The organism is Pedobacter sp. L105 (assembly GCF_009765875.1).
Lineage (GTDB): Bacteria > Bacteroidota > Bacteroidia > Sphingobacteriales > Sphingobacteriaceae > Pedobacter.
The window spans coordinates 39,361-65,614 of sequence record NZ_LMUP01000010.1 but is presented as its reverse complement, the minus strand read 5'-3'; the positions used below and the strand labels follow the sequence as shown (position 1 = coordinate 65,614).

At 41.9% G+C, this 26,254-nt stretch carries 22 protein-coding genes; 8 read left to right on the top strand and 14 right to left on the bottom strand.

Going from position 1 to position 26,254, the window contains the following annotated elements; genetic code table 11:
* Positions 1 to 124 precede the first annotated feature (124 nt).
* Positions 125 to 1,027, top strand: coding sequence for a lysophospholipid acyltransferase family protein (locus tag GSQ84_RS21625; RefSeq protein ID WP_158799458.1), 903 nt, complete (start codon positions 125 to 127; stop codon positions 1,025 to 1,027).
* On the opposite strand, the gene GSQ84_RS21620 is transcribed toward GSQ84_RS21625, so the two are convergent.
* The 5 genes from GSQ84_RS21620 to GSQ84_RS21600 all read right to left on the bottom strand — a co-directional run bounded on the left by GSQ84_RS21620 (position 990) and on the right by GSQ84_RS21600 (position 8,425).
* The gene (locus GSQ84_RS21620; protein ID WP_158799457.1) at positions 990 to 2,495 is read right to left on the bottom strand and encodes a malate:quinone oxidoreductase; all 1,506 of its coding nucleotides are present in this window, start codon (positions 2,493 to 2,495) and stop codon (positions 990 to 992) included. The genes GSQ84_RS21625 and GSQ84_RS21620 overlap by 38 nt on opposite strands.
* 113 nt (positions 2,496 to 2,608) lie before the next feature.
* A complete protein-coding gene (locus GSQ84_RS21615) occupies positions 2,609 to 3,853 on the bottom strand; it encodes a glutamate-5-semialdehyde dehydrogenase (protein ID WP_158799623.1) in 1,245 nt (414 codons plus the stop codon).
* Between the two features lie 11 nt (positions 3,854 to 3,864).
* Complete coding sequence (gene proB, locus GSQ84_RS21610; RefSeq protein WP_158799456.1) at positions 3,865 to 4,944, bottom strand: glutamate 5-kinase; 1,080 nt, start codon at positions 4,942 to 4,944, stop codon at positions 3,865 to 3,867.
* Between the two features lie 38 nt (positions 4,945 to 4,982).
* Positions 4,983 to 7,604 carry a glucosidase gene (locus tag GSQ84_RS21605; RefSeq protein ID WP_158799455.1) on the bottom strand — a complete coding sequence of 874 codons (2,622 nt, stop codon included), beginning with the start codon at positions 7,602 to 7,604 and terminating at the stop codon, positions 4,983 to 4,985.
* An 80-nt stretch (positions 7,605 to 7,684) separates the two neighbouring features.
* Positions 7,685 to 8,425, bottom strand: a complete 741-nt coding sequence (locus GSQ84_RS21600) for a phosphatase PAP2 family protein (RefSeq protein WP_158799454.1) — start codon at positions 8,423 to 8,425, stop codon at positions 7,685 to 7,687.
* Positions 8,426 to 8,511: 86 nt separating this feature from the next.
* Here GSQ84_RS21600 and GSQ84_RS21595 point away from each other — a divergent pair, with 86 nt between their 5' ends.
* The 4 genes from GSQ84_RS21595 (at position 8,512) to GSQ84_RS21580 (ending at position 10,241) form a co-directional block, all read left to right on the top strand.
* Positions 8,512 to 8,727, top strand: a complete 216-nt coding sequence (locus GSQ84_RS21595; protein WP_158799453.1) for a hypothetical protein — start codon at positions 8,512 to 8,514, stop codon at positions 8,725 to 8,727.
* A 70-nt stretch (positions 8,728 to 8,797) separates the two neighbouring features.
* Entirely contained in the window at positions 8,798 to 9,238 is a 441-nt protein-coding gene (locus GSQ84_RS21590; protein WP_158799452.1) for a DoxX family protein, read from the top strand.
* Positions 9,239 to 9,386: 148 nt separating this feature from the next.
* Positions 9,387 to 9,809 (top strand): YtxH domain-containing protein, encoded by a 423-nt coding sequence (locus GSQ84_RS21585; protein ID WP_158799451.1) that lies wholly within the window; start codon positions 9,387 to 9,389, stop codon positions 9,807 to 9,809.
* Positions 9,810 to 9,875: 66 nt separating this feature from the next.
* The gene (locus tag GSQ84_RS21580; RefSeq protein ID WP_158799450.1) at positions 9,876 to 10,241 is read left to right on the top strand and encodes a MauE/DoxX family redox-associated membrane protein; all 366 of its coding nucleotides are present in this window, start codon (positions 9,876 to 9,878) and stop codon (positions 10,239 to 10,241) included.
* On the opposite strand, the gene GSQ84_RS21575 is transcribed toward GSQ84_RS21580, so the two are convergent.
* The 7 genes from GSQ84_RS21575 to GSQ84_RS21545 all read right to left on the bottom strand — a co-directional run bounded on the left by GSQ84_RS21575 (position 10,205) and on the right by GSQ84_RS21545 (position 16,488).
* Positions 10,205 to 10,525 (bottom strand): hypothetical protein, encoded by a 321-nt coding sequence (locus tag GSQ84_RS21575; protein ID WP_158799449.1) that lies wholly within the window; start codon positions 10,523 to 10,525, stop codon positions 10,205 to 10,207. The two genes, GSQ84_RS21580 and GSQ84_RS21575, sit on opposite strands and share 37 nt — an antisense overlap.
* A 2-nt stretch (positions 10,526 to 10,527) precedes the next feature.
* A complete protein-coding gene (locus GSQ84_RS21570; RefSeq protein WP_158799448.1) occupies positions 10,528 to 11,244 on the bottom strand; it encodes a pirin family protein in 717 nt (238 codons plus the stop codon).
* A 94-nt stretch (positions 11,245 to 11,338) separates the two neighbouring features.
* Entirely contained in the window at positions 11,339 to 13,210 is a 1,872-nt protein-coding gene (locus GSQ84_RS21565) for a TonB-dependent siderophore receptor (RefSeq protein WP_158799447.1), read from the bottom strand.
* 68 nt (positions 13,211 to 13,278) lie between these two features.
* Positions 13,279 to 13,968, bottom strand: coding sequence for a phosphatase PAP2 family protein (locus GSQ84_RS21560; RefSeq protein WP_254070946.1), 690 nt, complete (start codon positions 13,966 to 13,968; stop codon positions 13,279 to 13,281).
* On the bottom strand, positions 13,965 to 14,597 hold the full coding sequence (locus GSQ84_RS21555; RefSeq protein ID WP_158799446.1) for a DsbA family protein: 633 nt from the start codon (positions 14,595 to 14,597) through the stop codon (positions 13,965 to 13,967). The genes GSQ84_RS21560 and GSQ84_RS21555 overlap by 4 nt, the downstream gene beginning before the upstream one ends.
* Before the next feature lie 147 nt (positions 14,598 to 14,744).
* Positions 14,745 to 15,317: an NADPH-dependent FMN reductase gene (locus GSQ84_RS21550; protein WP_158799445.1), complete on the bottom strand. Its 573-nt coding sequence runs from the start codon at positions 15,315 to 15,317 to the stop codon at positions 14,745 to 14,747.
* A gap of 151 nt (positions 15,318 to 15,468) precedes the next feature.
* Positions 15,469 to 16,488 carry an aldose epimerase family protein gene (locus GSQ84_RS21545; RefSeq protein ID WP_158799444.1) on the bottom strand — a complete coding sequence of 340 codons (1,020 nt, stop codon included), beginning with the start codon at positions 16,486 to 16,488 and terminating at the stop codon, positions 15,469 to 15,471.
* Positions 16,489 to 16,671: 183 nt separating this feature from the next.
* Between GSQ84_RS21545 and GSQ84_RS21540 the strand changes: the two genes are divergently transcribed.
* The 3 genes from GSQ84_RS21540 (at position 16,672) to GSQ84_RS21525 (ending at position 19,496) form a co-directional block, all read left to right on the top strand.
* The gene (locus GSQ84_RS21540) at positions 16,672 to 17,823 is read left to right on the top strand and encodes a galactokinase (protein ID WP_158799443.1); all 1,152 of its coding nucleotides are present in this window, start codon (positions 16,672 to 16,674) and stop codon (positions 17,821 to 17,823) included.
* A 15-nt stretch (positions 17,824 to 17,838) separates the two neighbouring features.
* The gene (locus GSQ84_RS21535; protein WP_158799442.1) at positions 17,839 to 18,372 is read left to right on the top strand and encodes an RNA methyltransferase; all 534 of its coding nucleotides are present in this window, start codon (positions 17,839 to 17,841) and stop codon (positions 18,370 to 18,372) included.
* Between the two features lie 953 nt (positions 18,373 to 19,325).
* Positions 19,326 to 19,496 carry a hypothetical protein gene (locus tag GSQ84_RS21525; RefSeq protein WP_158799440.1) on the top strand — a complete coding sequence of 57 codons (171 nt, stop codon included), beginning with the start codon at positions 19,326 to 19,328 and terminating at the stop codon, positions 19,494 to 19,496.
* Between the two features lie 89 nt (positions 19,497 to 19,585).
* On the opposite strand, the gene GSQ84_RS21520 is transcribed toward GSQ84_RS21525, so the two are convergent.
* Together GSQ84_RS21520 and gltB are read right to left on the bottom strand one after the other, a co-directional pair.
* Entirely contained in the window at positions 19,586 to 21,052 is a 1,467-nt protein-coding gene (locus GSQ84_RS21520) for a glutamate synthase subunit beta (protein ID WP_158799439.1), read from the bottom strand.
* A 2-nt stretch (positions 21,053 to 21,054) separates the two neighbouring features.
* The gene (gene gltB / locus GSQ84_RS21515) at positions 21,055 to 25,566 is read right to left on the bottom strand and encodes a glutamate synthase large subunit (protein ID WP_158799438.1); all 4,512 of its coding nucleotides are present in this window, start codon (positions 25,564 to 25,566) and stop codon (positions 21,055 to 21,057) included.
* Between the last annotated feature and the right edge of the window lie 688 nt (positions 25,567 to 26,254).

Sequence of the window (26,254 nt, the reverse complement as noted above, 5' to 3'; positions counted from 1 at the left end):
CCAATTTTAAAACAGGATAGTTGATCAGTTTACCGTAACAATTTATGGCTGCATACCGCTTTTTTATTCGAATTTAGCAGAACAAGACACGAAATAATTTAAGTTTGCATCTTAATCCAAACACATGCTGCAAAGGATAATCTCCCATATTGGCGTATTCTTTTTATATGCACTATCCCTGCTTCCCATGAGGGTGCTGTATGCTATTTCTACTTTTGCCTATTGGCTGCTGTTTTATGTATTTGGCTATCGCAGGGCCGTTGTAAGGTTAAACCTGACCAATGCGTTTCCTGAGAAAAGCAAATCCGAGATCGATAACATAGAAAAACGTTACTATAAATATCTGGCTGATCTGATCTTCGAAATCGTGAAGATGTCTACCATTTCTAAAAAGCAATTGCAAAAGCGTTTTACGTTTAAAAATATCGACCTGATCAATGCTTACTTTGAACGCGGTGAAAGCGTACTGGCTTGTTCTGCACATTACGGAAACTGGGAATGGGGAACGCTGTCACTGGGGCTCAGCCTGACCGGAATTAACTATCCTATATATAAACCGTTAAACAATAAGATATTTGACAAATGGTTTTATACCATCAGGACCAGGTTTGGCAACCGTCTGATCGCCATGCGGCAAACTTACCGGGCATTGAGCGAAAGCAAAAACGAGCCTACCCTCTTCTGCTTTGGCAGTGACCAGGCTCCCCCTAAAAGTGAATCCCACTACTGGATCAATTTCTTAAACCAACAGACATCCATTCCACTGGGGATTGAAAAGATCGCCTTAAAAACAAACCGGCCCGTGTTTTATCTGAAAGTGAAGGTTTTAAAAAGAGGTTACTATGAGGTAGACTGTGTGCCTCTGGTATTACATCCGGATCAAACCACGGAACATGAGATCACTGATATTCATGCAGACTTCCTGGAAAAACTGATCCAGGAAGATCCTGCGTATTGGTTGTGGAGCCACAGAAGGTGGAAACACCAGCCTACTGCTCCGTTACTTGTAGATTCAATATCCCTGTAGTTTCTGTTCTGATGGCCCTGCTTAATTCCGGATTATCATTTAACGTTTTTCCGTAAGAAGGGATCATCTGTTTTAACTTGGCCTGCCATTCGGCACTGGCTGTATGTGTTTTAAAACAACGTTCTATCAGGCTGATCATAATCGATACTGCCGTGGAAGCTCCCGGAGAAGCACCTAACAATGCCGCAATGGAACCATCTGCAGCAGTGACTACTTCAGTACCAAATTCCAGCTTACCACCATGTTCCTCATCTTTTTTGATGACCTGAACACGCTGACCAGCAGTTTCCAGTTCCCAATCCTGCATAATTGCATCAGGAAGATATTCCTTTAACGCATCCAAACGGTCTTCAGGAGATTGTCTCACCTGGTCGATCAGGTATTTGGTTAAAGGCAGATTATCTAGACCGGCCGCGATCATCGGGCGGATGTTACTTACTTTAATAGACATTGGCAGATCCATCAGCGATCCATTTTTCAGGAAACGTGTTGAAAATCCTGCATAAGGGCCAAATAACAAGGCCTTTTTGCCATTGATCATCCTGGTATCCAGGTGAGGAACAGACATTGGAGGCGAACCTACCGAAGCTTTACCATAAACTTTAGCATTGTGACGCTCAATCACTTCAGGGTTCACACATTTTAACCACTGGCCACTTACCGGGAATCCGCCAAAACCTTTTCCTTCAGGAATATCAGATTTTTCCAGTAAAGGCAATGAACCACCACCTGCACCGATAAACACAAACTTTGCTTTTACCGTTCTTTTATCACCTGTATCCTGGTTTTTAACTTTGATTTGCCACAGGCCATCCTTTTGTTTCAGCTTACGCACTTCCTGGTTAAATTCCATGGAAACATCAGGTTTACCTATCAATGAGTTGAACATCATTTTAGTTAGTGCACCAAAATTTACATCCGTACCCAGCAACATCCTTGTTGCAGCAACTTTTTCTTCAGGATTTCTTCCGTCCATGACTAAAGGAATCCATTTTTTAAGCTGTGCAGGATCTTCCGTATAGGTCATTTCTTTAAACAACTCACATTTCTGTAAGGCAGCGTGTCTTTTCTTCAGGTAATCTACATTTTCCTTGCCCCATACAAAACTCATATGAGGAATACTTTTAATAAAAGTTTCAGGGGAACCAATGATCTTATTCTGGATTAAAAACGACCAGAATTGTTTGGATACTTCAAAAGACTCTGCTATAGCAACAGCCTTAACCGTTTCTATAGAGCCATCACTTAACTGCGGTGTATAATTTAACTCACAAAATGCAGAGTGTCCTGTACCGGCATTGTTCCATGCATCAGAACTTTCTGCCGCGGCCACATCTAAACGTTCAAAGATCTCTATGTTTAATTCCGGTGAAAGTTCTTTTAAAAGCACTCCTAAAGTTGCGCTCATAATACCTGCACCAATGAGTACTACATCAACTACTTTATCTGAATTGTCTTTACTGGTCATGAAGGATAGATAATTTATTCTTTATATCGGCCACAAAATTAATATAATGACCGATAGTTGAGCTTTTATTTTCTATTTTATCCGTCATTTTTCATGATTTCTGACAAAAATAGCTATCGTACTTGCCCGTTACCCCTGATCACCCATTTATAACTGGTCAGTTCTTCCAGTCCCATAGGCCCGCGGGCATGCAGTTTTTGTGTACTGATGCCTATTTCGGCGCCCAAACCAAACTGTCCGCCATCGGTAAAAGCAGTAGAGGCATTGGCATATACTGCTGCCGCGTCAACCGCATTGAGGAAATTTAAGATCTGCTCCTCATCTTCCGAAATGATTGCTTCACTATGTTTAGAGCTATAAAATGCGATGTGTTCCAATGCCGCCGCTGTATCTGTTACTGTTTTAATGGCTAATTTATAATCCAGAAACTCTATTCCAAAATCTTCCGGAAGGGCATGATGTAATAACTCCGAAGGGTAAGAACCCTCCAGCGCGGTGTAAGATTCAGGATCGGCATAAAGCTGAACAGATTTATCTATAAGAGGAGCCACCAAAGTAAAAAGATCATCCAGCCGCTGTGAATTGATCAGCAGGCAATCCAATGTATTACATACGCTTGGCCTTCTTGTTTTTGAGTTATAAATGATCGCGCTCCCCTTTTCCTTGTCTCCGGAAAGATCGAAATAGGTATGCACAATTCCGGCACCAGTTTCTATAACCGGGATCTTACTGTTATCCCGCACATAGTTGATCAACGACTGGCTGCCGCGAGGGATCAGCACATCAACAAAACCTTTTGCATTGAGCAGGGCCGCTGTAGCTTCACGCTCTGGCGGAAGTAATACGGCAGCATTGATATCAATACCTTTACGCTCCAGCACTTCATGTATTACTTTAATTAAAGACTGGTTAGAAAACTCGGCATCACTCCCCCCTTTGAGTACGGCAACGTTACCAGTTTTAAAACAAAGGGAAAAAACATCCATCGTTACATTTGGCCTGGCTTCATAGATCACGCCAATTACCCCTAAAGGAACGCGTATTTTGGATAAAAATAATCCATTGGGAAGGGTTTTTGCAGAAATTACTGCCGCCAATGGGCTTTCCAGGGCCGCTACGTTGATCATTTCCTCTGCTATCCCTTTCAGTCTTTCCCTGCTCAACTGTAAACGATCATATTTTGGATCTTCGGCAGGCATTCTTGCCAGATCCTTTTCATTTGCTGCCAGGATAACTTCCGTATGGATGATCAGATTGGCGGCTACTTCTTTTAGTACATCGTTCACCTGTGCCGCATCCAGCATATATAGGGTACGGCTTGCTTTTACTGCATTCTCAAAATAAACCTGGTATTCCATATCCTGTTTCATTAACCTACTGCGTAAAAATAATTATAATGCACCAAAGGCTTTTGTCCCTTTTGTCCTATTCTTTCTTTTGTTTTATCCGATCCATATTCAGCTATACCTAATCCAATCAGTACGTTATGTTCGTCAACTAAACGGATGATATCGCTCTTTTGAAAATCGGAAGTAACACTTAAAATCCCAATCGGGAGCAAACTCCGCGCCTGACCAGAGATCAGCGCGTCTATTGCGCCCTGATTCAGCTGAACTGTTCCTTTAGCTGCCTGCTCAGAATGGGCGATCCACTTTTTCTTTCCGGATTTACTCTTTTCAGGAACAAAAAAGGTGTGCACTACCTGTTTGCTGATCAGGTCAGTAAGCACATGATCACGCGTCCCATTGGCAATATGAACCGGAATACCCAGTTTGGCTACTTTTTGTGCCATCCCTAATTTAGTAACCATGCCACCTCTGCCCGATCCTGATTTTGCAGTATTGATGAAAGAACCTACTGTGTCATTATCCCTTTTAATCTCTTCGATCACACTGGAACCAGGAGATTTTGGATCTCCGTTATAAATCCCGTCTACATTGGACAAAATAACCAGTGCATCCGCATCCATCATAGAGGCTACCAGACCTGCCAGTTCATCATTATCTGTAAACATCAGTTCTGTAACAGATACTACATCATTTTCATTTACAATGGGGATGACCTGGTGTTTCAATAAAATAGACAAACAGTTTTTGATGTTCAGGTAATGCTTGCGGTCGCGGAAATCTTCTTTGGTTACCAGCACCTGCGAACAAAGCAGCTGGTGTTTTTCAAAGAGCGACAAATAAGTGTTGATCAGCTTGATCTGACCGATAGAGGCCAATAACTGACGGGCTGCAACAGCATCATGTTTTTCTGTAATGCTGATCATACTTCTCCCTGAAGCTACTGCTCCGGAAGAGATCACAACAACGGTTATCCCCTGTTTTTTAAGGTCTACAATTTGATCTACAAGGTGTTCGATCCGGGATTGATCAGGTAAGCCATTAGCTTGTGTAAGGACATTAGAACCGATCTTTACCACGATTCTTTTATAGGCGAGGGCCATAATTAAGGATAATAATTGTTGGGAAATCTAATGAATTGTTATAACAGGGCCACCAGCCCTGTCCATCCTGTCTGGTGGTTCGCCCCTAAGCCTTCGCCTGTGTTCCCATTAAAATACTCATGGAATAAAATGTAGTCTTTAAAATAGGGATCATGGTTAAACTTGGGGTGCCCACCCGAGGCGGGTCGTTCACCATTCTCATCCTTCAGGAAGATACTTTTTAAGCGGTTGCTTAACAGAACTGCGATCTCCGCCAGGCTGTGGTACTCACCGGAACCTGTAGGGTATTCTACCCTGAAATCATCAGTATAATATTGCTGGAAGTTCTTTAACGATTCAATAATCAGATAATTCATGGGCATCCAAATCGGGCCACGCCAATTACTGTTTCCGCCAAACATATTTGAATCACTTTCTGCCGGAGTATATTTCACGGTATAATCAAACCCATCCAGCTGATAGCGGTACGGCGTATTATCGTAGGCTTTGGATACCGAACGGATACCATAATCAGAAAGGAACTCATTCGGATCGAGCATCCGTTTTAAAAGCAGTTTCATCCTGTGGCCGCGCAATAGCGACAGTAAATGTTCATCGCTACCCTTTGTATCTGTCCAATGGCTTACCAGGTTGACCAGATCCGGGCGATGTACCATAAACCAGTCCATCTGATTCTTTAGAAAATCTAATTTTTCCCACTTATCTTCTTCAAAAACAACCTGGGCAAATAATGGGATTAGTCCTACCAGGCTTCTAAAGCGTACTCTGTCGGCAGTTCCATCAATTTTGCGGAGCATATCGTAGTAAAAACCGTCTTCCTCATCCCACAGGCCATGTGAATCTTCGCCCATATTGGAAATAGATCCGGCAATAAACAGGAAATGCTCAGAAAACTTAACCGCCAGACTTTCGAAAACCTTATGGTGCAGGGCAAGCTCCATGCTAATCTGCATCATGTTCAGCGCATACATTGCCATCCAGCTGGTACCATCGGCCTGCTCCAGGAATCCTCCGCCGGGAACAGGCTGGCTCCGGTTAAATACACCAATATTATCCAGGCCTAAAAACCCTCCTTCAAAAATATTATTCCCTTCACTATCTTTCTGATTCACCCACCAGGTAAAGTTAAGGAGGAGCTTATTGAATACCTCAATCAGAAAGTTCATATCTCCCTTTCCCTTTTTTGCTTTATCTGTCTGGTAAACATGCCAGGTAGCCATAGCATGTACAGGCGGGTTTACATCGTTAAAATCCCATTCATAAGCAGCCAGCTGCCCACTGGGATGCATATAGGTAGAGCTTACCATAATGGTTAACTGTTTTTTTGCAAAATCAGGATCCAAAGCAGCAAAGCTGATGCAGTGAAAACCGAGGTCCCATGCAGCAAACCAGGGATACTCCCATTTATCGGGCATAGATAAAATATCGTTGGCCACAAAATGTTTCCATTTTGAGTTTCTTCCTTTTTTCCGTTGTTCCGGTGGTTTAGGCTGCCCCGGGTCGCCCTTTAGCCATCGGTTAACATCATAACTATAAAACTGTTTATTCCACAACATCCCGGCCCATGCCTGGCGCTGCATCTTTTTTTCTTCGTCACTGGCCGATGAAGGATGACAACCCGTATAAAAACTATCCGTTTCTGCTATCCGCAGGTCCATAACCTGTTTAAAGTCAGTAAAAGGTGCAGCGGATTTATTTTTAGACAGCCTGATCCTGATCTGGTGACTCTCTCCGGCAGGAATAGTGAGGTGATACCACATCCCAACTTTTGTTCCGCTTTGCGAAGGATTAACAGCATTCGCATTGCCCTTTACAATGGCTTCATGTATGCCGTCTTTGACGTAAGGAGTTGCATTAGGGAAATTATACAGGCGTTCGCTGTTACTTTCATTCTCTGTAAACAAAAGCTTCGGGTTACCTTCCACAAAACAGTAGTAATCACCTATATCAGCAGATCTTAGCAGAATATATCCACCCTGGTTCAACAGCTCAGGCTTCGCTGATCCATCTCCTATGCACCATGTATTTCTATACCATAACTGCGGGATTACATCTATCGTGGCAGCGGCATTACCACGGTTCCAGACGGTGTAGCTGATCAGCAGATCGTCCTCATCATTTTTAGCATATTCAATAAAAACATCTGCATAATCATCTTTATCAAACAGGCCCGTATCAATCAATTCAAATTCTGGCTGTGTCCTATCCCTTTTGCGGTTTTCGTCAATTAGCTGCTGATAAGGGAATGCCTGTAAAGGATATTTATACAGCATTTTCATATAACTATGAGTAGGACTGCCGTCTAAGAAATAATAGATTTCTTTTACATCTTCCCCATGATTTCCTTCCTCATTAGTGAGGCCGAATAACCTTTCTTTAAGAATGTTATCCTTCCCGTTCCACAAAGCCAGCCCTGCACATAAAAATTGTTTATCATCACTAAAACCTCCAATTGCTTCTTCTCCCCAACGGTAGGCCTTGCTCCTGGCCGTATCATGTGTGGTATGGTTCCAGGCATCGCCATTGGCACTATAATCTTCCCTCACGGTACCCCATTGGCGGTCGGAAACATAAGGCCCCCATTTCAGCCAGTTTGTTTTACCTTCATAGTGATCTTGAAGGCGCTGTTTTTCGGGATTTAAAGGGGTGCTGGAATTCATTCTTCAATAATAAGGAATGTTGGGGAATTAAAAAGTAATGATTTGGTCATTATCCTTTTTGGGACTGTTGCTTAATCCTTTTAAAACCTGCCTGAAAGGGCAAATGCAGGACCGCCATTTTGATAAGTCGGCAGGATCACGATATCGGATTTCTTTTTGCCCCAGATCATTTTTTGAACGGACGGATAAACCAGATAGGCAAACTTTGTAGACAAGATACCCAGGCCCGCACCGGCAACCACATCGCTAAACCAATGGTAATTTTTATATAACCGTAACACAGAGGTAGCCGAAGCAACACCATAACCGCCTATAGAATACCAGATAGACTCTTCTCCATATTCCTTACGCAAAAACTCGGCAGTAGCAAAAGCCGTTGCCGCATGTCCGGAGGGAAAAGAATAGTCATTGAGCCTGTTGGGCCTCATCCGGTTGCTGGATGTTTTAAGCACATCTACAGAGGCGGTAGTAAAAGCCGCAGTAATGATCAGAATGGCAGTTTTATCCCTGAAATTGTTCCTTCCTTTAATCCCCATCAAATCGAGACCATATACTGCCAGTGCAGGCACATAACGTAAATAATCATCAGCTGATGTATGAAAACTATGGTTATCCTGATTGATCTTTTTATGGACATAATTATCAAACCGTCGTAAAGTGTTGTTGTTTAAAGCTACAAACCCATAGGTTACTGCAGCAGCAGGAAGAATAAAGGCCACAAACTTTGGACGGCCTGTTGCAACCGTATCAGCCTGCTGCCCTTTTGAACTTAAAACAGATAATAAAAACAGTGCGGAAAGCAGGAAACATTTATTTAACATAGAGCGCGTAATTATTTAACATCGCTAAACTATGCAATTATGGTAATAGACGCACTATTTTGCCGTTTAATTTTAAATTTGCATTTATGGAAGAAATTCAATTGTCTGGCATATTTGGGAATAAGATCTGCAGGGTAAGGTGGGTAAAACCCAATACTTACCGCGTTTCGGCAGATGGTGTGCTCACAGGCCATATCAAAAAGGAAAATGGAGGCTGGATGCTCGAAGATGTGTCAGGGGAATTACTTACGGCCGAAAATGTACAGCTGATTGGCGAAAAATTGGACCATAGACGCAAATAATCAACAAAATCCTTTGATACAAAAATAATATCCCGTAAATTCATGTGATAGAACTAACCAAATATCAATCATGGATACACTCAATAAAATACGGGCATGGGGCGATCAGCACCATCCTAAATGGCTAGATTATTTAAGAATAGTTTTAGGTCTAACCCTCATCTGGAAAGGAGTAGCATTTGCTTTAAATCTTGCGGCTTTTACCAGCCTGATGGAAAACTCTGGCGTTGGCGCAGCGGTATCCATCAGTTTGATTGCACACCTGATCATCGCTTTTCACTTGATTGGCGGACTAATGATTGCACTGGGAACGCACACCAGGTTATTTTGTGTGTTAAACCTACCTATTCTGTTGGTCGCGGTGTTTTTCGTAAACTTACCTGCACATGTATTCCGTCCCTATTCAGAAGTATGGCTTTCCGGCCTGGTACTGGCGGGGCTCATCTGCTTTTTAATTGAAGGCGACGGCGTGCTGTCTATTGAAAATGAAAAACAGACAGTATCAGAATAACCCATAGTTTTTAAGCCATCATGAAAGATAATTTTATGGTGGCTTAATAAAATATATGCAGTTTTATCAATTATTTTCAGCGAAGAGTTAAATATGGACTGGTTTTTGAACTGTAATCATCACCGTTTAATCATAAAAACTATTTACCATGAACTACAAGAAACTATTGAATGAATACCTGGACAATCAGACTGACAAAACTCCTGTTGTAGTGGCTTTATTAGCTGGATTAGCAGTTGGTGCCGCCTTAGGTGTACTTTTTGCTCCGGCAAGTGGCACTGAAACCCGAACCCTGATCGCAGATAAGTCGAAAGACCTTTCAGATAGTGCGAAAGATAAATTGCAATCTTACAAAGAGAAAATGCAGGCCAGTGCCGATCATTTAGCTGAAACAGCGAAAGATAAATACCAAACTTATAGCGAAAAAATCCAAACCGGAGCTGATGATCTTTCAGATCTGAAAGATATTGCTGTAGAGACGATAAAATCGAGATTTAGTAAAGCTAAAGATGATGTAGCTGATGCTAAAGACGATCTGTCTGATGCCAAAGATGAAATTGTGAACGCATAGATTCTACCTATTGGTTAACATTAAAAAAACCGGCTTTATAGCCGGTTTTTTATTATCCTATGATTTATGAACACCCTTAGGTTAGTCCTTACCTGGATATTTGCATTGATCCTGATCATTGCAGGTATTAACCATATGATACATCCAGCAATGTATGCCTCCATGATACCAGACTTTTTACCGCTCAACCCGGTAAATTACTTTACGGGAGTGATTGAAGCCGCTTTGGGTATCGGTTTACTGCTGCCGGTAAGCAGGCGTGCAGCTGCTATTGGAACTATCTTGCTGATGATCTTTTTCCTTCCCTTTCATCTTGCAGATGTGCTGCGCGATGATCCTGCCATCGGCTCCAAACTGCTGGCCTGGATACGCCTTCCCCTGCAATTCGTTTTGATTTACTGGGCCTGGTTTTTGGTGCCCAGGGCTAAGTAGATTTCAGCAAAGAGTAATCCGCTTCCACCGCCATAGTGTTTAATCACCTTTATCGCAGGGCGGATGGTTTTCACCTCAGTACTCAATCTCTCTTCTTCCTCATCTGTTAAACCTGCACCAATCAATAGCACATCATATACTTTTTCCCTGCAGCCCGACAGTACTTCATCCACTCCCGAAACCCCGGTCGCCCTCCATAAAACATTTGCACGCAATAACCTGAGCACTACCTGTAAAATCTTTTCATTGGTACCTACTACCAGAATTTCAGTTTCGTTTTCCATAATTAAAATTCCATTGGAACATCCATGATCAAAAATTCTGCGTCTGTATTGGCAAATACGGTAAATCCTTCTGTATCCCAGATACCGTATCCGTCGCGTTTGTTTAACAACTGCCCATTGATCTCCACATCACCTTCCAGTACAAAGATATAAGCTCCGTTTCCTTTTTTATGGATCGTATACTCTATTTGATGTTTTTGTTCCAGGCTGGCCATGTTAAACCATGCATACTGGTAGATCCACACGCCCGCATCATCAGGGTTGGGCGATAACACCTGTACCAGCTGATTGGGAGTTGAAGTAATGTCGATTTTTTTCTGATCGTATCTTGGGGTTACATTTCGCTTATTCGGGAAAATCCAGATCTGAAGAAACTTAACCGGTAAACTTTTGTCTTTATTATCTTCGGCATGATAAATACCTGTTCCCGCACTCATCACCTGTATTTCGCCGCGCTCAATGGTGGCTACATTACCCATACTGTCCTTATGTTCCAGTGCGCCTTCCAGTGGAATGGAGATGATCTCCATATTATCATGGGGATGTTCACCAAAACCTCTGCCCCCATCAACTGTATCGTCATTTAAAACCCTTAAAGCGCCAAACTGAACCCTTTCAGGATTAAAATAACTGCCAAAGCTAAAGGTGTGAGAACTTTTTAACCAACCATGATCTGCTCCGCCACGAGTATTGGCTTTATGTAAAACTGTTTGTGCCATGCTGTTGTCTATTTATTGTTAAACAAATGTACACAGCATGGCAGCAAATCGTCTTACCATAGAATAAGAAATTAGGTAACCGCTAAAAAACAGATTAAAACGTTAGTTTATAACCTAAAGTAGCCCATACGCCCGGCATAGGAACTGCTCCTGCTTCGATATAAGTTACATCAAGCAGGTTCTGTGCATCTGCATATATACTGCTATGTTTAAAATTATAGCTCATTTTGGCGTCCAGCAGGGTATAACTTTTGTAATTGATACGCTCATTGTATTTTGCCGTCACTGTTAATGAAAGTACTTTCAAAAAGTCTGTATTCACCGTACCGGTTAACTGGTTCCTTAAAGTCTCAATTGCATATCGGGAGAAAGTAGCCAGTGGAATAGTTGTTTTTACCGTAGGATCAAGGTTGGTGTAAGCAAGCCCTACCCTCAGGCTATTAAAAGGATAAGCATTTTGCAACTGCCCGGTATTGTAATCTGCACTTAGCGTATATCCCGTTGAATTTAGCTGACCAAAGTTCTTAGGCTGCCATGGATCGGTTTGCAGATTTCTCACCCAGTCGATAAAACTGGTAATCCTGCGTTTAAACACACTGGCATTTAGCACAAAATGGGTTGAATTATATTTTAAGCCTCCTTCAGCATAACGTGATTTTTCTGGCTGCAGCTGATCATTGCCAATATTGGTAGGGCCTCTGTAATACAGATCTGTATAAGTAGGCAAACGTTCTCCGGTACCTACATTTACGAATACCTTCCAGTTGCCATAAAAATTATATCCCGCGTCAATCCCCGGTAATGCCTGCCAGCCGAAATCAGAATTATAATTCATATAACTGCCCACATTTACCAGCAGGTGTTTTACCAGGTCAAATTTGTATTCACCATAAATCCCGGCATTATCCCTGTTCCGTTTCCCCAAATTATTACTGTTGATGAGCTCTTTCCTGCCCTCCAGGCCCAAACCAAACTCTCCTATTCCGGTATCAAAAGTATTGTTCAGCTCGGCATCCAGCACCTGCGTAACATGGTGATTGTGGAATTGGTTGGGTGTTGATTTAATGTAGAGATAGTCATCTACATTATTACGGTAACTAAATCTGGGCAGAAAAGTCCAGAAGGAAGTCGGTTTAGTTTTATAAGCCACTGAGGCTAGTGCCGTATTGACTGTCTCTTCCGAATTTATATCACCCGGAGCCGAGTAAAAACCATTAGCACCATAATTGTTATGGGTATATCCGCCGGTAATATCCAGCTCGTCTGCTTTACCTACATTAATTTTACCCTGATAATAGTATTTCTGATTGTTGAATGCTGTATTAAAACGGTAGCCATTTCCAGCTTCCTGACCAGCAGAAAAAAGGTGGCTCGAGCCATTTAAAGCTAGTGTCCCTGAGGCGCGTACCCCATAACTCGCATAGGTGTTACCGGTCTGGTCGTCCTGTTTAAAACTGCTGCCCGTAAATACATTGGCAGTAACCCCGGTTTTAGTGACTGTTTTGGTGACGATATTGATGGCCCCGGTCAGCGCGTTGATCCCATAAATACGTGAAGCAGAACCTCTCAGCACTTCAATATGATCGATGTCATCAACAGAAATGGGCAGGTTCATCATGTTGTGTCCGGTCTGCGGGTCAGACACTTTAACCCCGTTGATCAGTACTAAGGTTTCATCAAACGTACCGCCATCAATACTGATATCGGCCTGCACACCACCGGGACCACGCTGACGTACATCAACTCCGGTTGCATAACTTAAGATGTCGCTGATGGATCTGGAAGGAAGATTTTTGATCTGCTGCTGATCTATGATCCAGATGTTACGGTTTTGCTGGGAAAAAGGAAGTTTCAAACGGTTTTCTTTAACCATCACTTCATTCAGGGTATTGGTGGTATCGCTTTGTGCCGACGCAAACAAGGCAGGCAGACAAAGAGATACCAGTAGAGGTATAATTTTCTTCATATTTGACTAAATTGCTGCGAATATAAGAAAATCGTAACAGGGTAGTTACAGTATTTTTTCCTGCCCGCTTAATTGGGACGCATAAAACGCATAGAAAACGCTGACGCTGAACCTAATACAGCACCTGCTGCTACATCAGAAGGATAGTGTACACCCAGGTACATTCTGGAGTATCCCACAGAACCAGCCCACAAATATGCTGGAGCAATTACATACCATTTTGAATAGGCCTGAGATAAAGCACCTGCTGTAGTAAATGCAGAAGAAGAATGACCTGAAGGGAAAGAAGTACTGGCAGGCTGATATACGGCATTGATCCGGATCTGTCCATGGAATGGCCTTGGCCGCTTTACAATCTGTTTAACCAGGAAAGTAAAAAGAAGGTTTACTGCCTGACTGCTGGCGATATAACCTGCATTCTGGCGGCTCACCCTATCATTGGCAATTACACCCTGCGCAAATATCCCGGCAGGAACTGCCAGGTTTACGAGGTTGTTGTATTTGGATACAAACAGGAAATAGCCGGTTTGTCCGGGAGTTCTGTGCTCGGACAGATCAATCATGATCCTGTCGTCAGTGCGCTGTATAAATCCCTCATTGCTCAGCATTGTCTGGATTTGCAGTTGCGTTTGCGTTGAGGGCTGGGATGGATTTTGTGTGCCCGTTTCATTACCCATCTGGGCAAATCCGTTAAAAGGTAAAACAGCTAAACAAGTTAGCTGCAATACCCATAATATGCGTGTTAATGTTTTGATCATTTTCCCCAGGCTTGTTCCATTGCGCCCAAAAATGTTTCAGGTGCCTGTGCACCAGATACGGCCAGTTTCTGGTCAAATACGAAGAAAGGAACGCCACTGATGCCAATCTGCTGGGCAATATGCTCATCAGCACGCACTTCATTGCTAAACTCAAAGCTGTTCAGCATCTCTTCGATAGCTGTTTTCTGTAGTCCGGCTTTAACGCCAACTTCCATCAATACGGCATGATCATCAATATTCTGACCATTGGTAAAATGGGCAATAAAAAGCTGTTCTTCTACTTCGTTATCTAAACCATTAAATTTAGCTAGCTGGATCAGCCGATGGGCATTGAATGAATTGGCTACTATGGCGTGGTCAAAATTAAAACCCAACCCCACTTCAGCAGCTACTCCGGTAATGTGCTCATGCATCTGCACCGCCCACTCCCGTGTCTGTCCTTTTTTCTGTGCGAGATAATCATAACTGTTCATTTCCGGTTTCGTTTCTGCATCCGGATCCAGCTCAAAGCTGTGCCACTCTATTTCTACCTGGTCCTTATGATGGAATTGCTCCAGTGCCATTTCGAACTTCCTTTTACCGATGTAACAAAATGGACATCTTACGTCCGACCATATATCTACTTTCATCGCTTGTGTTTTAAATTCATTTTTAAATAAGCTCAGGTTATTGCTTCAAATCACCACCAGTATTATTGGCTAATCAACCTGGTTAAATACGCTGATTAGCCAATATTGTTGTTCTGCGCTAAAACTATGGTCGGGCTTTCTTCCAGCTTAACCTTTATCCGCTTTAATCGTTTTTAACCCTTTTGTCCAGCGTACCAATTCTTTCAGCAAAGCACCTGCAGCTTTTACCGATGTTTCATTAGGTTCAAAAGTGTCATTTTCAGTAATGTGTTCAGTAAAAAAAGGAATGTTAACCATTTCATACAAAGGAACAACTTTAAAAGTAGATAAATCTGCTTTTAATGCATTTGCTGCCCTTGTACCTGCAGAAATACCTCCGTAACTCACAATACCGGCAGCTTTGTAGTTCCATTCCTGATAAAGAAATTCCAGTGCGTTTCTCAGCGGCGATGGATATCCAAAATCATACTCCCCTGTAACAAAAATAAAAGCATCGGCTTCTTCAATTTTAGCACTCCATTTTTTCGTATGGTCGTGCTCATATTTTTTCATTGCAGGATGATTGGATTCATCCATCAGCGGCAGCTTTAACTCGCCAAGATCTATGAGTTCCACGTCAAAACTTCCTGATTGTCTGGCAATGCCAGTGATCCATTCTGCTATCATTGGTCCTTTTCTTCCTGGTCTTACCGTTGCGCTGATTATTTTTAATTTATCCATGATTGCTATTTACAAGTTTAAACAAGTAATAAGAGATAATTGTTTATGTTATCCCCTATTAATTGATAACCAATGGCAGAACCATATGTTTTAACCACTTTTACAATTCTATGTTTAAACCAGGAACCAGTTACAGCGCTTTAAAGATTTCTTATTTACTTACCTTAAATACCGTAGTCTGGTGATAGGTCTGGCCTGGTAGCAATACGGTTGCCGGAAATTCAGGGATATTTATACTATTCGGATAATGCTGTGTTTCTACACAAAAGGCATCAAACGGATGGTAATCCTTTCCGCCTTTTGCATTGGCCACATCCAGGTATTTAGAAGTATAAAAGTGAGCTACCGGTTCTGTGGTAAATACTTCCAATTTTAATCCTGATGTGTGTTCCGTAGTTTCTGAAGCCATGCCAAATTCTCCATATTTTTTATCGAGGATATAACTCTGGTCGTAACCTTCTGCAGGATCCCAGTTCTGCCCTATCAGTTTACCGCCCAGGAAATCGTGTATTGTTCCTTCTACAGGAATCAATTTTCCGGTTACTACATAATCTGTATCCTGCTCCAGGTAATTACTGGCGGGCATGCGGTGATGATGCTGACCTACACTACCGCCATCTTTATTCAGGTTGAAGTAAGTATGGTGCGTCAGGTTAATAGCTGTAGCTTCATCCGTAGTTGCTTTATAATCCAGGATCAGTTCGTCTTCGTCTGATAATTTGAAGGTAAGCTGTACAGTAAGGGTACCAGGGAAGTTTTCTTCACCAGATTTACTGATGTATTGTAAGGTTAAACTTGGGTCTATCGTAGGCAGGATATCCCATACTTTTTTATCAAAGCCTGTATCGCCGCCGTGCAGGTTTTTCGTCATCTGGTATTCTTTGCCGTCAATAGTGAATTTACCATCTTTGATGCGGTTAGAGTACCGGCCTACCACCACACCGAGATAAGGATAATTGGCCAGGTAATCTTCATTGATATAACCGTCGAAGTCATCAAAGCCCAGTATCACATCCTGTTTTTCACCTTTGGCATTGGTGATCACAAATTCACTGATGATTGCACCGTAGTTATATATTTTTACTTTACTTCCGCGTGTATTGGTTAGCTCCACCGCGAAAACTTCCTTTCCATCAATAATTTTTCCCGTGCTAATTTGATTTTCTCTCATAAAACGTATATTGGTCTGCATTTATACTTAAACAATACTACAAATAATAACAGCCAATTTTAAACTGACCTGCTCTTATCAACTGATTTTAACTTAAAAAATGTATTATTATCCTAAATTGTTTTAAAAAGTATTAATTCAGTAACAAGATAAACTCAATATTAAGCAAACGAATATAACCTGATGAAATCCGAACTAGCCAAGAAATTCTTTGATACTTATGGCCTGCAGCCTGCAGCAACCTATTTTACACCCGGACGCGTAAATTTAATTGGCGAACATATTGATTATAATGGCGGACTGGTTTTTCCATGCGCTATCACTTTAGGTACCTGGCTTTGCCTTGCCCCTAATAATGACGGTGTGATCCGTTTTAAAAGTGTAAATTTCCCCGAAGATAAAGCTATCGACCTGGCACCCTCTTATACCAAAGATGGCAGTGGATGGTACAATTATCCCTTAGGCGTTTTTCATGAACTGCAGAAAAAATCGGTGATCCCGCAGGGATTCGACCTTTTATATTACGGAAATATCCCAATCGGATCGGGATTATCTTCATCGGCTTCCATTGAAGTGGTGACCGCCTTTGCCATTACCGATTTCCTGGGTTTAGATTACGACCGTCTGGAACTCGTTAAAATAGCAAAAAGAGTAGAAAATGATTTCATTGGCTTAAACAGCGGGATCATGGATCAGTTTGCTGTAGCTTTTGGTGAAAAAGACAAAGCCATTGTACTGAATTGTGATACACTGGAATACAAGATTGTTGATTGTGACCTGGGCGATCATTACCTGACCATCATCAATACGAAGAAACCAAGAGAGCTCGCAGAGTCCAAATACAATGAACGTGTGATTGAATGCCAGGCTGCTTTAAAAGCCCTGCAAACGGAGATTACGATTAATAATTTATGTGAACTGACTGCAGAGAAGTTTGCCCTGCATAGCCATGTGATTAAGGATGATACCGTATTAAAACGCGCTACCCATGTAGTACGGGAAAATGACAGGGTGATCCTGGCCGCTAAAGCTTTGGGCGAAGGTAACCTGGAAGAATTTGGCAGGTTGATGTATGCTTCTCATCAGTCGTTAAAATCACTATACGAGGTAACAGGCGTTGAATTGGATACGGTAGTTGAATTTTGTGCGGCCTATCCTGAAGTAACTGGTGCAAGGATGACCGGTGCCGGTTTTGGTGGCTGTGCTATTGCTATCGTGAAAAAAAGTGCAGTAGATGATTTCCGTGAAAAACTGACACAATATTACACCAACAGGATTGGTTATGCCTGTGAAGTATATGTGAGTGAAATTGGAAGTGGTGCAACCGCAATTTAATTCTATTTTTGCGCCATGCAGAAATTAAAGACAGCAGATTTAAACCGCGTAGGTATTGAAGAGTTTAAGGAACAGGAGAAGTTACCTGTTATAGTGGTTTTGGATAATGTACGCAGTATGAATAATGTGGGTTCGGCATTCAGAACTGCAGATGGCTTTTCTATAGAAAAGATTATCCTTTGCGGGATTACGGCACAACCTCCACATCGTGAGATCGAGAAAACCGCCATTGGGGCTACGGCTTCTGTGACCTGGGAACATGTCGAAGATACATTGGATGCTGTTAAACAGCTTCGTGAAGATGGATATGAGATCATTGCCATTGAGCAGGCTGATGAAAGTGTGATGCTAAATAAGTTTATACCAGATCAGGCAAAGAAATATGCGCTGATCTTTGGAAATGAAGTGAATGGTGTCAGCGACGAGGTCATGGCGGAGATTGATACTTGTATCGAGATTCCGCAGTTTGGCACGAAACATTCTTTTAATATTGTAATTTCTGCAGGGATTGTATTGTGGGATTTTTATGCGAAGTTGAGGTTGTCTTAATAGTGATGAGGTTCTGGCCTATCTTACTTGGCTTATCTTGCTTCTTAATTTATTCCGGATTCTCTTAACTTATACTTGCTTCGCTGAAAAAACAGGTATGCTCTTTTATTGCTGAAACCTTTGCCTGAAGGGGCAAAATTTCTAGGCAACAAAAGAGCACACCTGTTTTTTTTAGATCATCAATAGCGTTGGGCAGAATGTATGGGTACTAATATGATGAAACCAATACAGTCATCTAATTAAACTCATAGGGATGATCTCCAGCTTGGAGCAAAACTGTATGGCGAAATCATATGATGAAATCTATACATTCAAACGATGAAACTCATACGGGATTGTCGCCAGCATGGAGTAGAACTGTATGGCGTAAATCATATGATGAAATCTATACATTCAAACGATGAAATCCATACGGCAACCTGATCAAATTCTTATGGCTCAGCAGAACATCCCCCAAAACCAGTATTGGTTAAACAAATTCTTTTTTTTAGGGCATATCGTTTAGGTGTTGATTAATGCTTTACTAAAGATTTTACCCTTGTTAAATCCGCTATAACTCCTGATATATTGCAATTAACTTAAGGTAATAAATACTATCAGTAATACTTCGTTTTTTTAACACAAATCCACTTTTATTCAGTTGTAGACGCACAATTGCGAATTAATTAAGATCAGAAACGAACAGCTCTGCAATTTTTATAGACAGGGCTATACAGTAATTTCCGGGGCTTAAAAGAGGGACAATTGGTAACGCAAGTCTAACCAAATCAACATGTTTAACAAATTCAAAATATCAGAATTAGTCATTCTGATTCTGTCCATTGTGATCATATTCATTTCCGAATATTATTACATCGTTCTTAAAGAGCACGACCGGGCCATCTTTATCGGCTTATGGCCACCCACCATGATTATGCTGCTCGTTTATATTAATCAGAAAAAACAACAGTAACATGGAAAATCTAGACTTAATAGCCTACACCGCGTTAGTAGGAATTTCATTTGCTGTGTTTATCGTGTTAACTTTGAAAGAGTTCAATTACATGAACAAAAACAAATTCAAAAGTAAAACAAGAAATGCTGGTAAAACAGAAACTTTGGAGCAGGAACCATTACTGCCCTGAGTTTACCATTACCGTTAATAAAAAAAGCACCAGGAGACTCCCGGTGCTTTTTGGTTAGTGTTAACTATGTTTTGTTGTTATAGTTCTTTTTATGCGTAAGGGATACCGTCTTTGGTAGACAACTTACTTGATCCCATCAGGTACTCGTCGACTTTCCTGGCTGCCTCACGGCCTTCAGAGATTGCCCATACCACTAATGATTGACCCCTTCTCATATCACCAGCAGCAAAGATCTTTGCAATGTTGGTTTGATATTTACCTTCTTCGGCTTTTACGTTTCCTCTGGCATCCAGTTCTACACCTAATTTTTCAATCAGGCCTTCTTTTTGCGGATGTAAGAAACCCATTGCCAATAACACCAGCTGGCAAGGTAATTCACGTTCGGTACCGGCGATTTCTACGAAGTTCAATGGTCGGCCACTGCCGTCAATTTCCCATTTTACATCCACTACTTTCAGTGATTTCAGGTTTCCGTTTTCATCGGCAATATATTCCTTGGTATTTACACCCCAGGCCCTGTTGGCGCCTTCTTCATGAGAAGAAGTTACTTTCAGTAACATTGGATAGGTAGGCCATGGCATATTGCTGGTACGCGACTGTGCAGGCATCGGCATGATTTCAAACTGGGTTACAGAACGTGCACCCTGACGGTTAGATGTACCGATACAGTCAGATCCTGTATCACCACCACCAATCACGATCACGTCTTTTCCTGTAGCCAGGATGTCTTCCTGCTCAAAGCTGATCTTAGCAACCCTTTTGTTGGATTGTTTCAGGAAATCCATTGCGTAATGAACTCCTTTAGCTGCTCTGCCCGTTACGTTCAAATCACGCGGAATAGTAGATCCGCCTGCCAGAACGATCGACTGGAAGTCTCTCAGTAAAGTATTCAGTTCTACGTTAACACCAACATTGGAGTTACATTTAAACTCAATTCCTTCTTTTTCCATCAGGCTGATCCTTCTGGCAACTACATCTTTCTGCAGTTTAAAATCAGGGATACCGTAGTTTAATAATCCTCCGGGTGTATCGTCGCGCTCAAAAACCGTTACCTCGTGTCCTGCTTTATTCAGCTGGGCAGCAGCGGCTAATCCTGCCGGACCTGAACCAATTACCGCTACCTTTTTACCGGTACGGATCATTGGGGGTTCTGCTTTGATATATCCTTTTGCAAAGGCAATTTCAATGATGTGCTTTTCGATCTCCTCAATAGATACAGGAGATTTGTTGATACCCAATACACAGGCCGACTCACATGGGGCCGGACAAATCCTGCCGGTAAATTCAGGGAAGTTATTGGTGCTCAGCAAAATGCTGGAGGCCAGTTCCCACTCGCCTTTATATACGGCTTCGTTAAATTCAGGGATCACATTTCCCAGCGGGCAACCCGACTGGCAAAATGGAACGCCGCAATCCATGCAGCGTGCGCCTTCCTGTTTAACCTGCTCCTGCTCAAACGCAACAACAAACTCGTTGTAATGCTGTAAACGTGATTTTGCATCTTCTTTTACAGGAGCTGTTCTATCGAACTCTAAAAATCCAGTTACTTTACCCACAATTATGATGTTTTAACTTTAGTGCTTCTTTTTAATAAAACTGCTTTGTATTCTTTAGGGAATACTTTGATGAAATGTAAGGACTGTGCTGCCCAATCGCTTAAGATAAACTCAGCCAGCTTGCTCTTGGTTAACTGGATATGTTTAGTCAGCAAGTTCTGGATACGTGCATCATCATCTTCACTCAGCGGATCAAGATCTACCATTTCCTTGTTACATTTGCTGGCGAAATCTCCGTTCACGTTATAAATCCAGGCTACTCCACCGCTCATACCAGCAGCGAAATTGCTACCTGTATCTCCCAGCACCAGTACTTCACCACCGGTCATGTATTCACAACCATGGTCGCCCAAACCTTCCACTACTGCTGTTGCACCAGAGTTCCTCACGGCGAAACGCTCACCTGCTAATCCTCTCACATACAACTCACCGGAAGTGGCACCATATAAGGCAACATTACCGATCAGGATATTCTGTTCAGGAACATAAGTCACTTCGCGGAAAGGATAGATTGAAATGCGCGCTCCGGAAAGGCCTTTACCTACGTAATCATTTCCTTCACCTTCCAGTTCCAGGGAAATACCTCTTGCTGCAAAAGCACCAAAACTTTGTCCCGCAGAACCGTGGAATTTAAAGTTGATCGTATCAGCAGGCAAACCTGCACCTCCGTATACTTTAGACAGTTCGTTAGACAGCATGGTACCAATAGCACGGTCGGTATTTTTCACTTCAAACTCTTTGAAGACGATCTCTTTGTTTAACAAAGCAGGCTGAGCTGTTTTAATCAGTTCATGATCCAGTACATGTTCAATTCCGTGATCCTGTTTCTCTGTATTGTACAAGCTTAATCCATTATCAGGCGCTTTATACAGGATGGCAGAGAAATCAAGGTTTTTCAGCTTCCAGTCGGCCGCATCAGTTTCACGCATTTTCAGCGATCCTGCCTGTCCAACCATTTCTTCTATCGTTCTGTATCCAAGTTCTGCCATCGTTTCACGTAATTCCTCAGCCAGGAAATGGAAAAGGTTTACTACATGGTCCGGATCACCGGTAAATAACTTTCTCAGGTCAGGATCCTGGGTAGCAACACCAACCGGACAAGTATTCAAATGACATTTTCTCATCATGATACATCCCGCAGTAACCAATGCAGCTGTAGCCACACCCCATTCTTCTGCACCCAATAAGGTAGCGATAGCAATATCTCTTCCTGTTTTCAGCTGACCATCTGTTTGCAGGACAACCCTGCTTCTTAAGCGGTTTCTTACTAAGGTTTGATGTGCTTCAGCCAATCCTAATTCCCATGGCAAACCTGCATGCTGAATAGATGTAAGCGGAGAAGCACCCGTACCACCGTCAAAACCAGATACCAGGATCACATCGGCATGCGCTTTCGCCACACCCGCTGCAATGGTACCCACTCCTGCTTTAGACACAAGTTTCACATTAATCCTTGCTGCCCTGTTAGCATTTTTCAGGTCAAATATCAGCTGTGCCAAATCTTCGATCGAATAGATATCATGATGAGGAGGAGGAGAAATCAAACCTACGCCTTCTGTAGCGTGACGAACCTTAGCGATCCATTCATCTACTTTATGGCCTGGCAGCTGACCACCTTCACCTGGTTTAGCACCCTGTGCCATTTTAATTTGCAGTTCATCTGCGTTGGTCAGGTAATTACTGGTTACCCCGAAACGTGCAGAAGCAATTTGTTTAATCGCAGAACGCATAGAATCACCATTCGCCATTTTTTCATAGCGCAGTTCATCCTCACCACCTTCACCGGTATTACTTTTTCCGCCGATGCGGTTCATCGCGATAGCCAGTGTAGAGTGTGCTTCGTGGGAGATCGATCCGAAAGACATCGCTCCTGTAGCAAAACGTTTCAATATATTTTCAACAGGTTCTACTTCCTGTAAAGGAACAGAAGGGCGGTCGTAGGTAAATTCAAACAATCCGCGGATCGTGTAGGCTTGTCTGGTTTGTTCGTTTACCAGTTTACTGTATTGTTTAAACGTATTGAAATCATTCTTACGGGTGGAATTTTGTAATAAATGGATCGTTTGCGGGTTAAACAAATGCTGCTCCCCTTTTCTTCTCCATTTGTAATTACCACCTGTAGGCAGGATTGTATCCGGACGGGTATTTTTACCAAACATACGGCCATGTTTAATCAGGGCCTCACGGGCAATCTCATCCAATCCTAAACCACCGATCCTTGATACTGCACCACTGAAATAATTGTCGACCACACTTTTGTGGATACCCAATATTTCAAAGATCTGTGCACCATGGTAAGATTGCAGTGTAGAAATTCCCATTTTAGAGAAGATCTTCAGCAATCCGCTGTTTACCGCGTAGATATAATTCTGAATTAATTTTTCTTGTTTAATACCACTTTCCGCATCAAAACCAGTGATAGTTTCCAATGCCAGGTAAGGGTTAATTGCTGTAGCACCAAAGCCAATCAGACAAGCGAAATGGTGAACTTCCCATACGTCACCTGCTTCGGCCACAATACCCACTGCACCTCTATATCCTTTACGGATCAAATGGTGATGCACTGCAGATACTGCTAAGAGCGAAGGAATAGCCGCATGTTCAGAATCCAGGGCACGATCTGAAAGTACGATCACCTGGAAACCATCTTCCACAGCATCTACTGCATAGCGGCATAAACGTTCCAGGCCTTTAGCCAGTGAACCTGGTTTACCATCAGCCCTGAAATAGGTTTGTAATGTTTTCGACTGGAATACACCAGTGTCAATACTACGAACTTTCTCCAGTTCGAGGTTAGTGAGGATAGGATGTTTGATACCTACACAATGACAGTGCATAGCATCTTCTTCCAGCAGGTTACCATTGTTACCCATAAAGCCGGCGAGACTCATCACTACCTTTTCCCTGATCGGGTCAATTGGCGGATTGGTTACCTGGGCAAACAGTTGTTTAAAGTAAGAAGATAAATGCTGTGCTTTCTGTGACAGGACAGCCAAAGGAATATCGGTTCCCATAGAGCCAATAGGTTCTTTAGCTTCGATAGCCATTGGTTTTAAGATCAGGTCAATATCTTCCCTGCTATAACCAAATACCTGCTGATATTTAAAAATAGATTCCTGAGAAAGACCTGTAAACACCACTCTCGGGTCTGATAGTTCTTCCAGACGGATCTGGTATTGATTGATCCAGTCGCCATAAGGACGGCTGCTGCATACTTTAGTTTTAATCTCTACATCACTGATGATCCTTCCCTCTTCCATGTCCACTACGAACATTTTTCCAGGGGTTAACCTTCCTTTTTCAATGATCTGACTTTGGTCCAATGCCAATACACCAGATTCTGAAGCCATGATCACACGGTCATCCTGGGTAATTGCATACCTTGCCGGTCTTAGTCCATTTCTGTCTAAAGTACCGCCGATAATGTTACCGTCGGTAAAAGCAATTGCTGCAGGTCCATCCCATGGTTCCATTAAGGTAGCATGATATTTATAGAATGCCCTTTTCAGTTCATCCATATCATCGTTGCCATCCCATGCTTCAGGGATCAGCATCATCAGTACATGTGGTAATGAGCGGCCTGCATGCATTAATAATTCTACTACGTTATCCAGACAGCCGGAATCTGACTGTGTTTCATCGATAAATGGCAGCAGCATGTTTAACTCTTCAGCTGTGAAATACGTTGAAGCGAAAGAACGTACACTTGCACGGAACCAGTTCAGGTTACCCTGAAGGGTGTTGATCTCGCCATTGTGGGCGATATAACGGAAAGGCTGCGCCAGTCTCCATGAAGGGTTAGTATTGGTTGCAAAACGTGAATGCACCAGTCCAAATGCAGAAACTACACGTTTATCGCTGAGTTCTGTAAAATAGGTACGCACTTGCATGGAGGTCAGCTGACCTTTATATATAATTGTACGGGAAGAAAACGAGGCGATATAAAAATCTGTTTTAATTCCTTTTACAGTGTTCAGAATCGTTTTAGTCAGGTAATTCTTTAAAACGTATAACTTACGTTCAAAATCAGCACCAGCGGCAATATTTGTTGGGCGGGCAATAAATACCTGTTCCATTTCAGGTTCTACTGAAAGGGCCATATTACCAATATCCGTAGGATCTGTATTTACTTTTCTAAAACCTAAAACTTCAAGGTTCAGCTTTTCAGCTACGCGGTAAATAATCTCTCTGCACTCTTCTCTTTGTCTAACGTCTTTAGGGAGGAATAACATACCTACTCCATAATCACCTGACTGATTCAGGCTAAATCCTATCTTAAGACACTCATCGTATAAAAATTCGTGCGGAACCTGGATCATAATACCGGCACCATCACCTGTATTAATTTCGGCACCCACAGCACCCCTGTGGTCAAGGTTCTCCAAAATAGTAATGGCATCGGATATTATTTGCTGGGATTTTCTTCCTTTCACGTGAGCAACAAAACCAATACCGCAGGCATCGTGTTCAAAGCTTGAATTATATAAGCCCTGATTCTCTTCAATTTGTTCCATATAATAATGTATTCGAAAGACTAAGATAATCAAAAACTTTTGAAATTGTTAAGTTGATATTTTTTTTATGAAAAATAAAGAATCAATTAACGAATCAGGACATACCTTGACATATTTGTAAAAATAAGGTAGGAAATTTAACAGAAACATATTACCATTATTTAGATCGATTTTCGATTAGACAAGGATATGACACTATTTATCAATGTATTTTCAGGTGTAATAGCAATGTTACGCCACCTATATAATAAGTAACGAATTAATCATAGTGTATGGATCAAATGATTTTTTAATCTATTGGGATTTTGTTTTTTTTACCTTTTATTCTTACTGGCTATCCTGGAAGGCTTAAGAATTATAATATTTGGTTGTTCGAATCTGGTTTGATATTATCAGCGTCTATACATAGGTTCTACAGGGGGTTGACATACCTTTTAACTATGTCAACCCCCTTTGATCACCCTTTAAAACCCGGGTTAGTATCAAACTGAAGTCGAACTGTGTCCTGGGGATATTGGTTTACAGACTTGAGATGCTCTACACTGATTAGTCTATTATAAAAAAGAAAATTACTGATTAGGTTTTACAAATTGTTTTTTACCAGTGTTCGTTTACATTATGAGATTAAGTTCTTGTTTAAATCATCATTGGGTTAGAAAAGTTGCATAAATAAATCATGAATTTATTG

Coding starts and splice junctions, on each gene's coding strand:
- GSQ84_RS21565 (WP_158799447.1), bottom strand. CDS start 13,210: ATGAAGAAAATTATACCTCTACTGGTATCTCTTTGTCTGCCTGCCTTG.
- GSQ84_RS21605 (WP_158799455.1), bottom strand. CDS start 7,604: ATGAATTCCAGCACCCCTTTAAATCCCGAAAAACAGCGCCTTCAAGAT.
- GSQ84_RS21555 (WP_158799446.1), bottom strand. CDS start 14,597: ATGAAAGTAGATATATGGTCGGACGTAAGATGTCCATTTTGTTACATC.
- GSQ84_RS21615 (WP_158799623.1), bottom strand. CDS start 3,853: ATGGAATACCAGGTTTATTTTGAGAATGCAGTAAAAGCAAGCCGTACC.
- GSQ84_RS21580 (WP_158799450.1), top strand. CDS start 9,876: ATGAACACCCTTAGGTTAGTCCTTACCTGGATATTTGCATTGATCCTG.
- GSQ84_RS21535 (WP_158799442.1), top strand. CDS start 17,839: ATGCAGAAATTAAAGACAGCAGATTTAAACCGCGTAGGTATTGAAGAG.
- GSQ84_RS21570 (WP_158799448.1), bottom strand. CDS start 11,244: ATGGCACAAACAGTTTTACATAAAGCCAATACTCGTGGCGGAGCAGAT.
- gltB (WP_158799438.1), bottom strand. CDS start 25,566: ATGGAACAAATTGAAGAGAATCAGGGCTTATATAATTCAAGCTTTGAA.
- GSQ84_RS21545 (WP_158799444.1), bottom strand. CDS start 16,488: ATGAGAGAAAATCAAATTAGCACGGGAAAAATTATTGATGGAAAGGAA.
- GSQ84_RS21620 (WP_158799457.1), bottom strand. CDS start 2,495: ATGACCAGTAAAGACAATTCAGATAAAGTAGTTGATGTAGTACTCATT.
- GSQ84_RS21600 (WP_158799454.1), bottom strand. CDS start 8,425: ATGTTAAATAAATGTTTCCTGCTTTCCGCACTGTTTTTATTATCTGTT.
- GSQ84_RS21595 (WP_158799453.1), top strand. CDS start 8,512: ATGGAAGAAATTCAATTGTCTGGCATATTTGGGAATAAGATCTGCAGG.
- GSQ84_RS21575 (WP_158799449.1), bottom strand. CDS start 10,525: ATGGAAAACGAAACTGAAATTCTGGTAGTAGGTACCAATGAAAAGATT.
- GSQ84_RS21585 (WP_158799451.1), top strand. CDS start 9,387: ATGAACTACAAGAAACTATTGAATGAATACCTGGACAATCAGACTGAC.
- GSQ84_RS21525 (WP_158799440.1), top strand. CDS start 19,326: ATGGAAAATCTAGACTTAATAGCCTACACCGCGTTAGTAGGAATTTCA.
- proB (WP_158799456.1), bottom strand. CDS start 4,944: ATGGCCCTCGCCTATAAAAGAATCGTGGTAAAGATCGGTTCTAATGTC.
- GSQ84_RS21590 (WP_158799452.1), top strand. CDS start 8,798: ATGGATACACTCAATAAAATACGGGCATGGGGCGATCAGCACCATCCT.
- GSQ84_RS21625 (WP_158799458.1), top strand. CDS start 125: ATGCTGCAAAGGATAATCTCCCATATTGGCGTATTCTTTTTATATGCA.
- GSQ84_RS21540 (WP_158799443.1), top strand. CDS start 16,672: ATGAAATCCGAACTAGCCAAGAAATTCTTTGATACTTATGGCCTGCAG.
- GSQ84_RS21550 (WP_158799445.1), bottom strand. CDS start 15,317: ATGGATAAATTAAAAATAATCAGCGCAACGGTAAGACCAGGAAGAAAA.
- GSQ84_RS21560 (WP_254070946.1), bottom strand. CDS start 13,968: ATGATCAAAACATTAACACGCATATTATGGGTATTGCAGCTAACTTGT.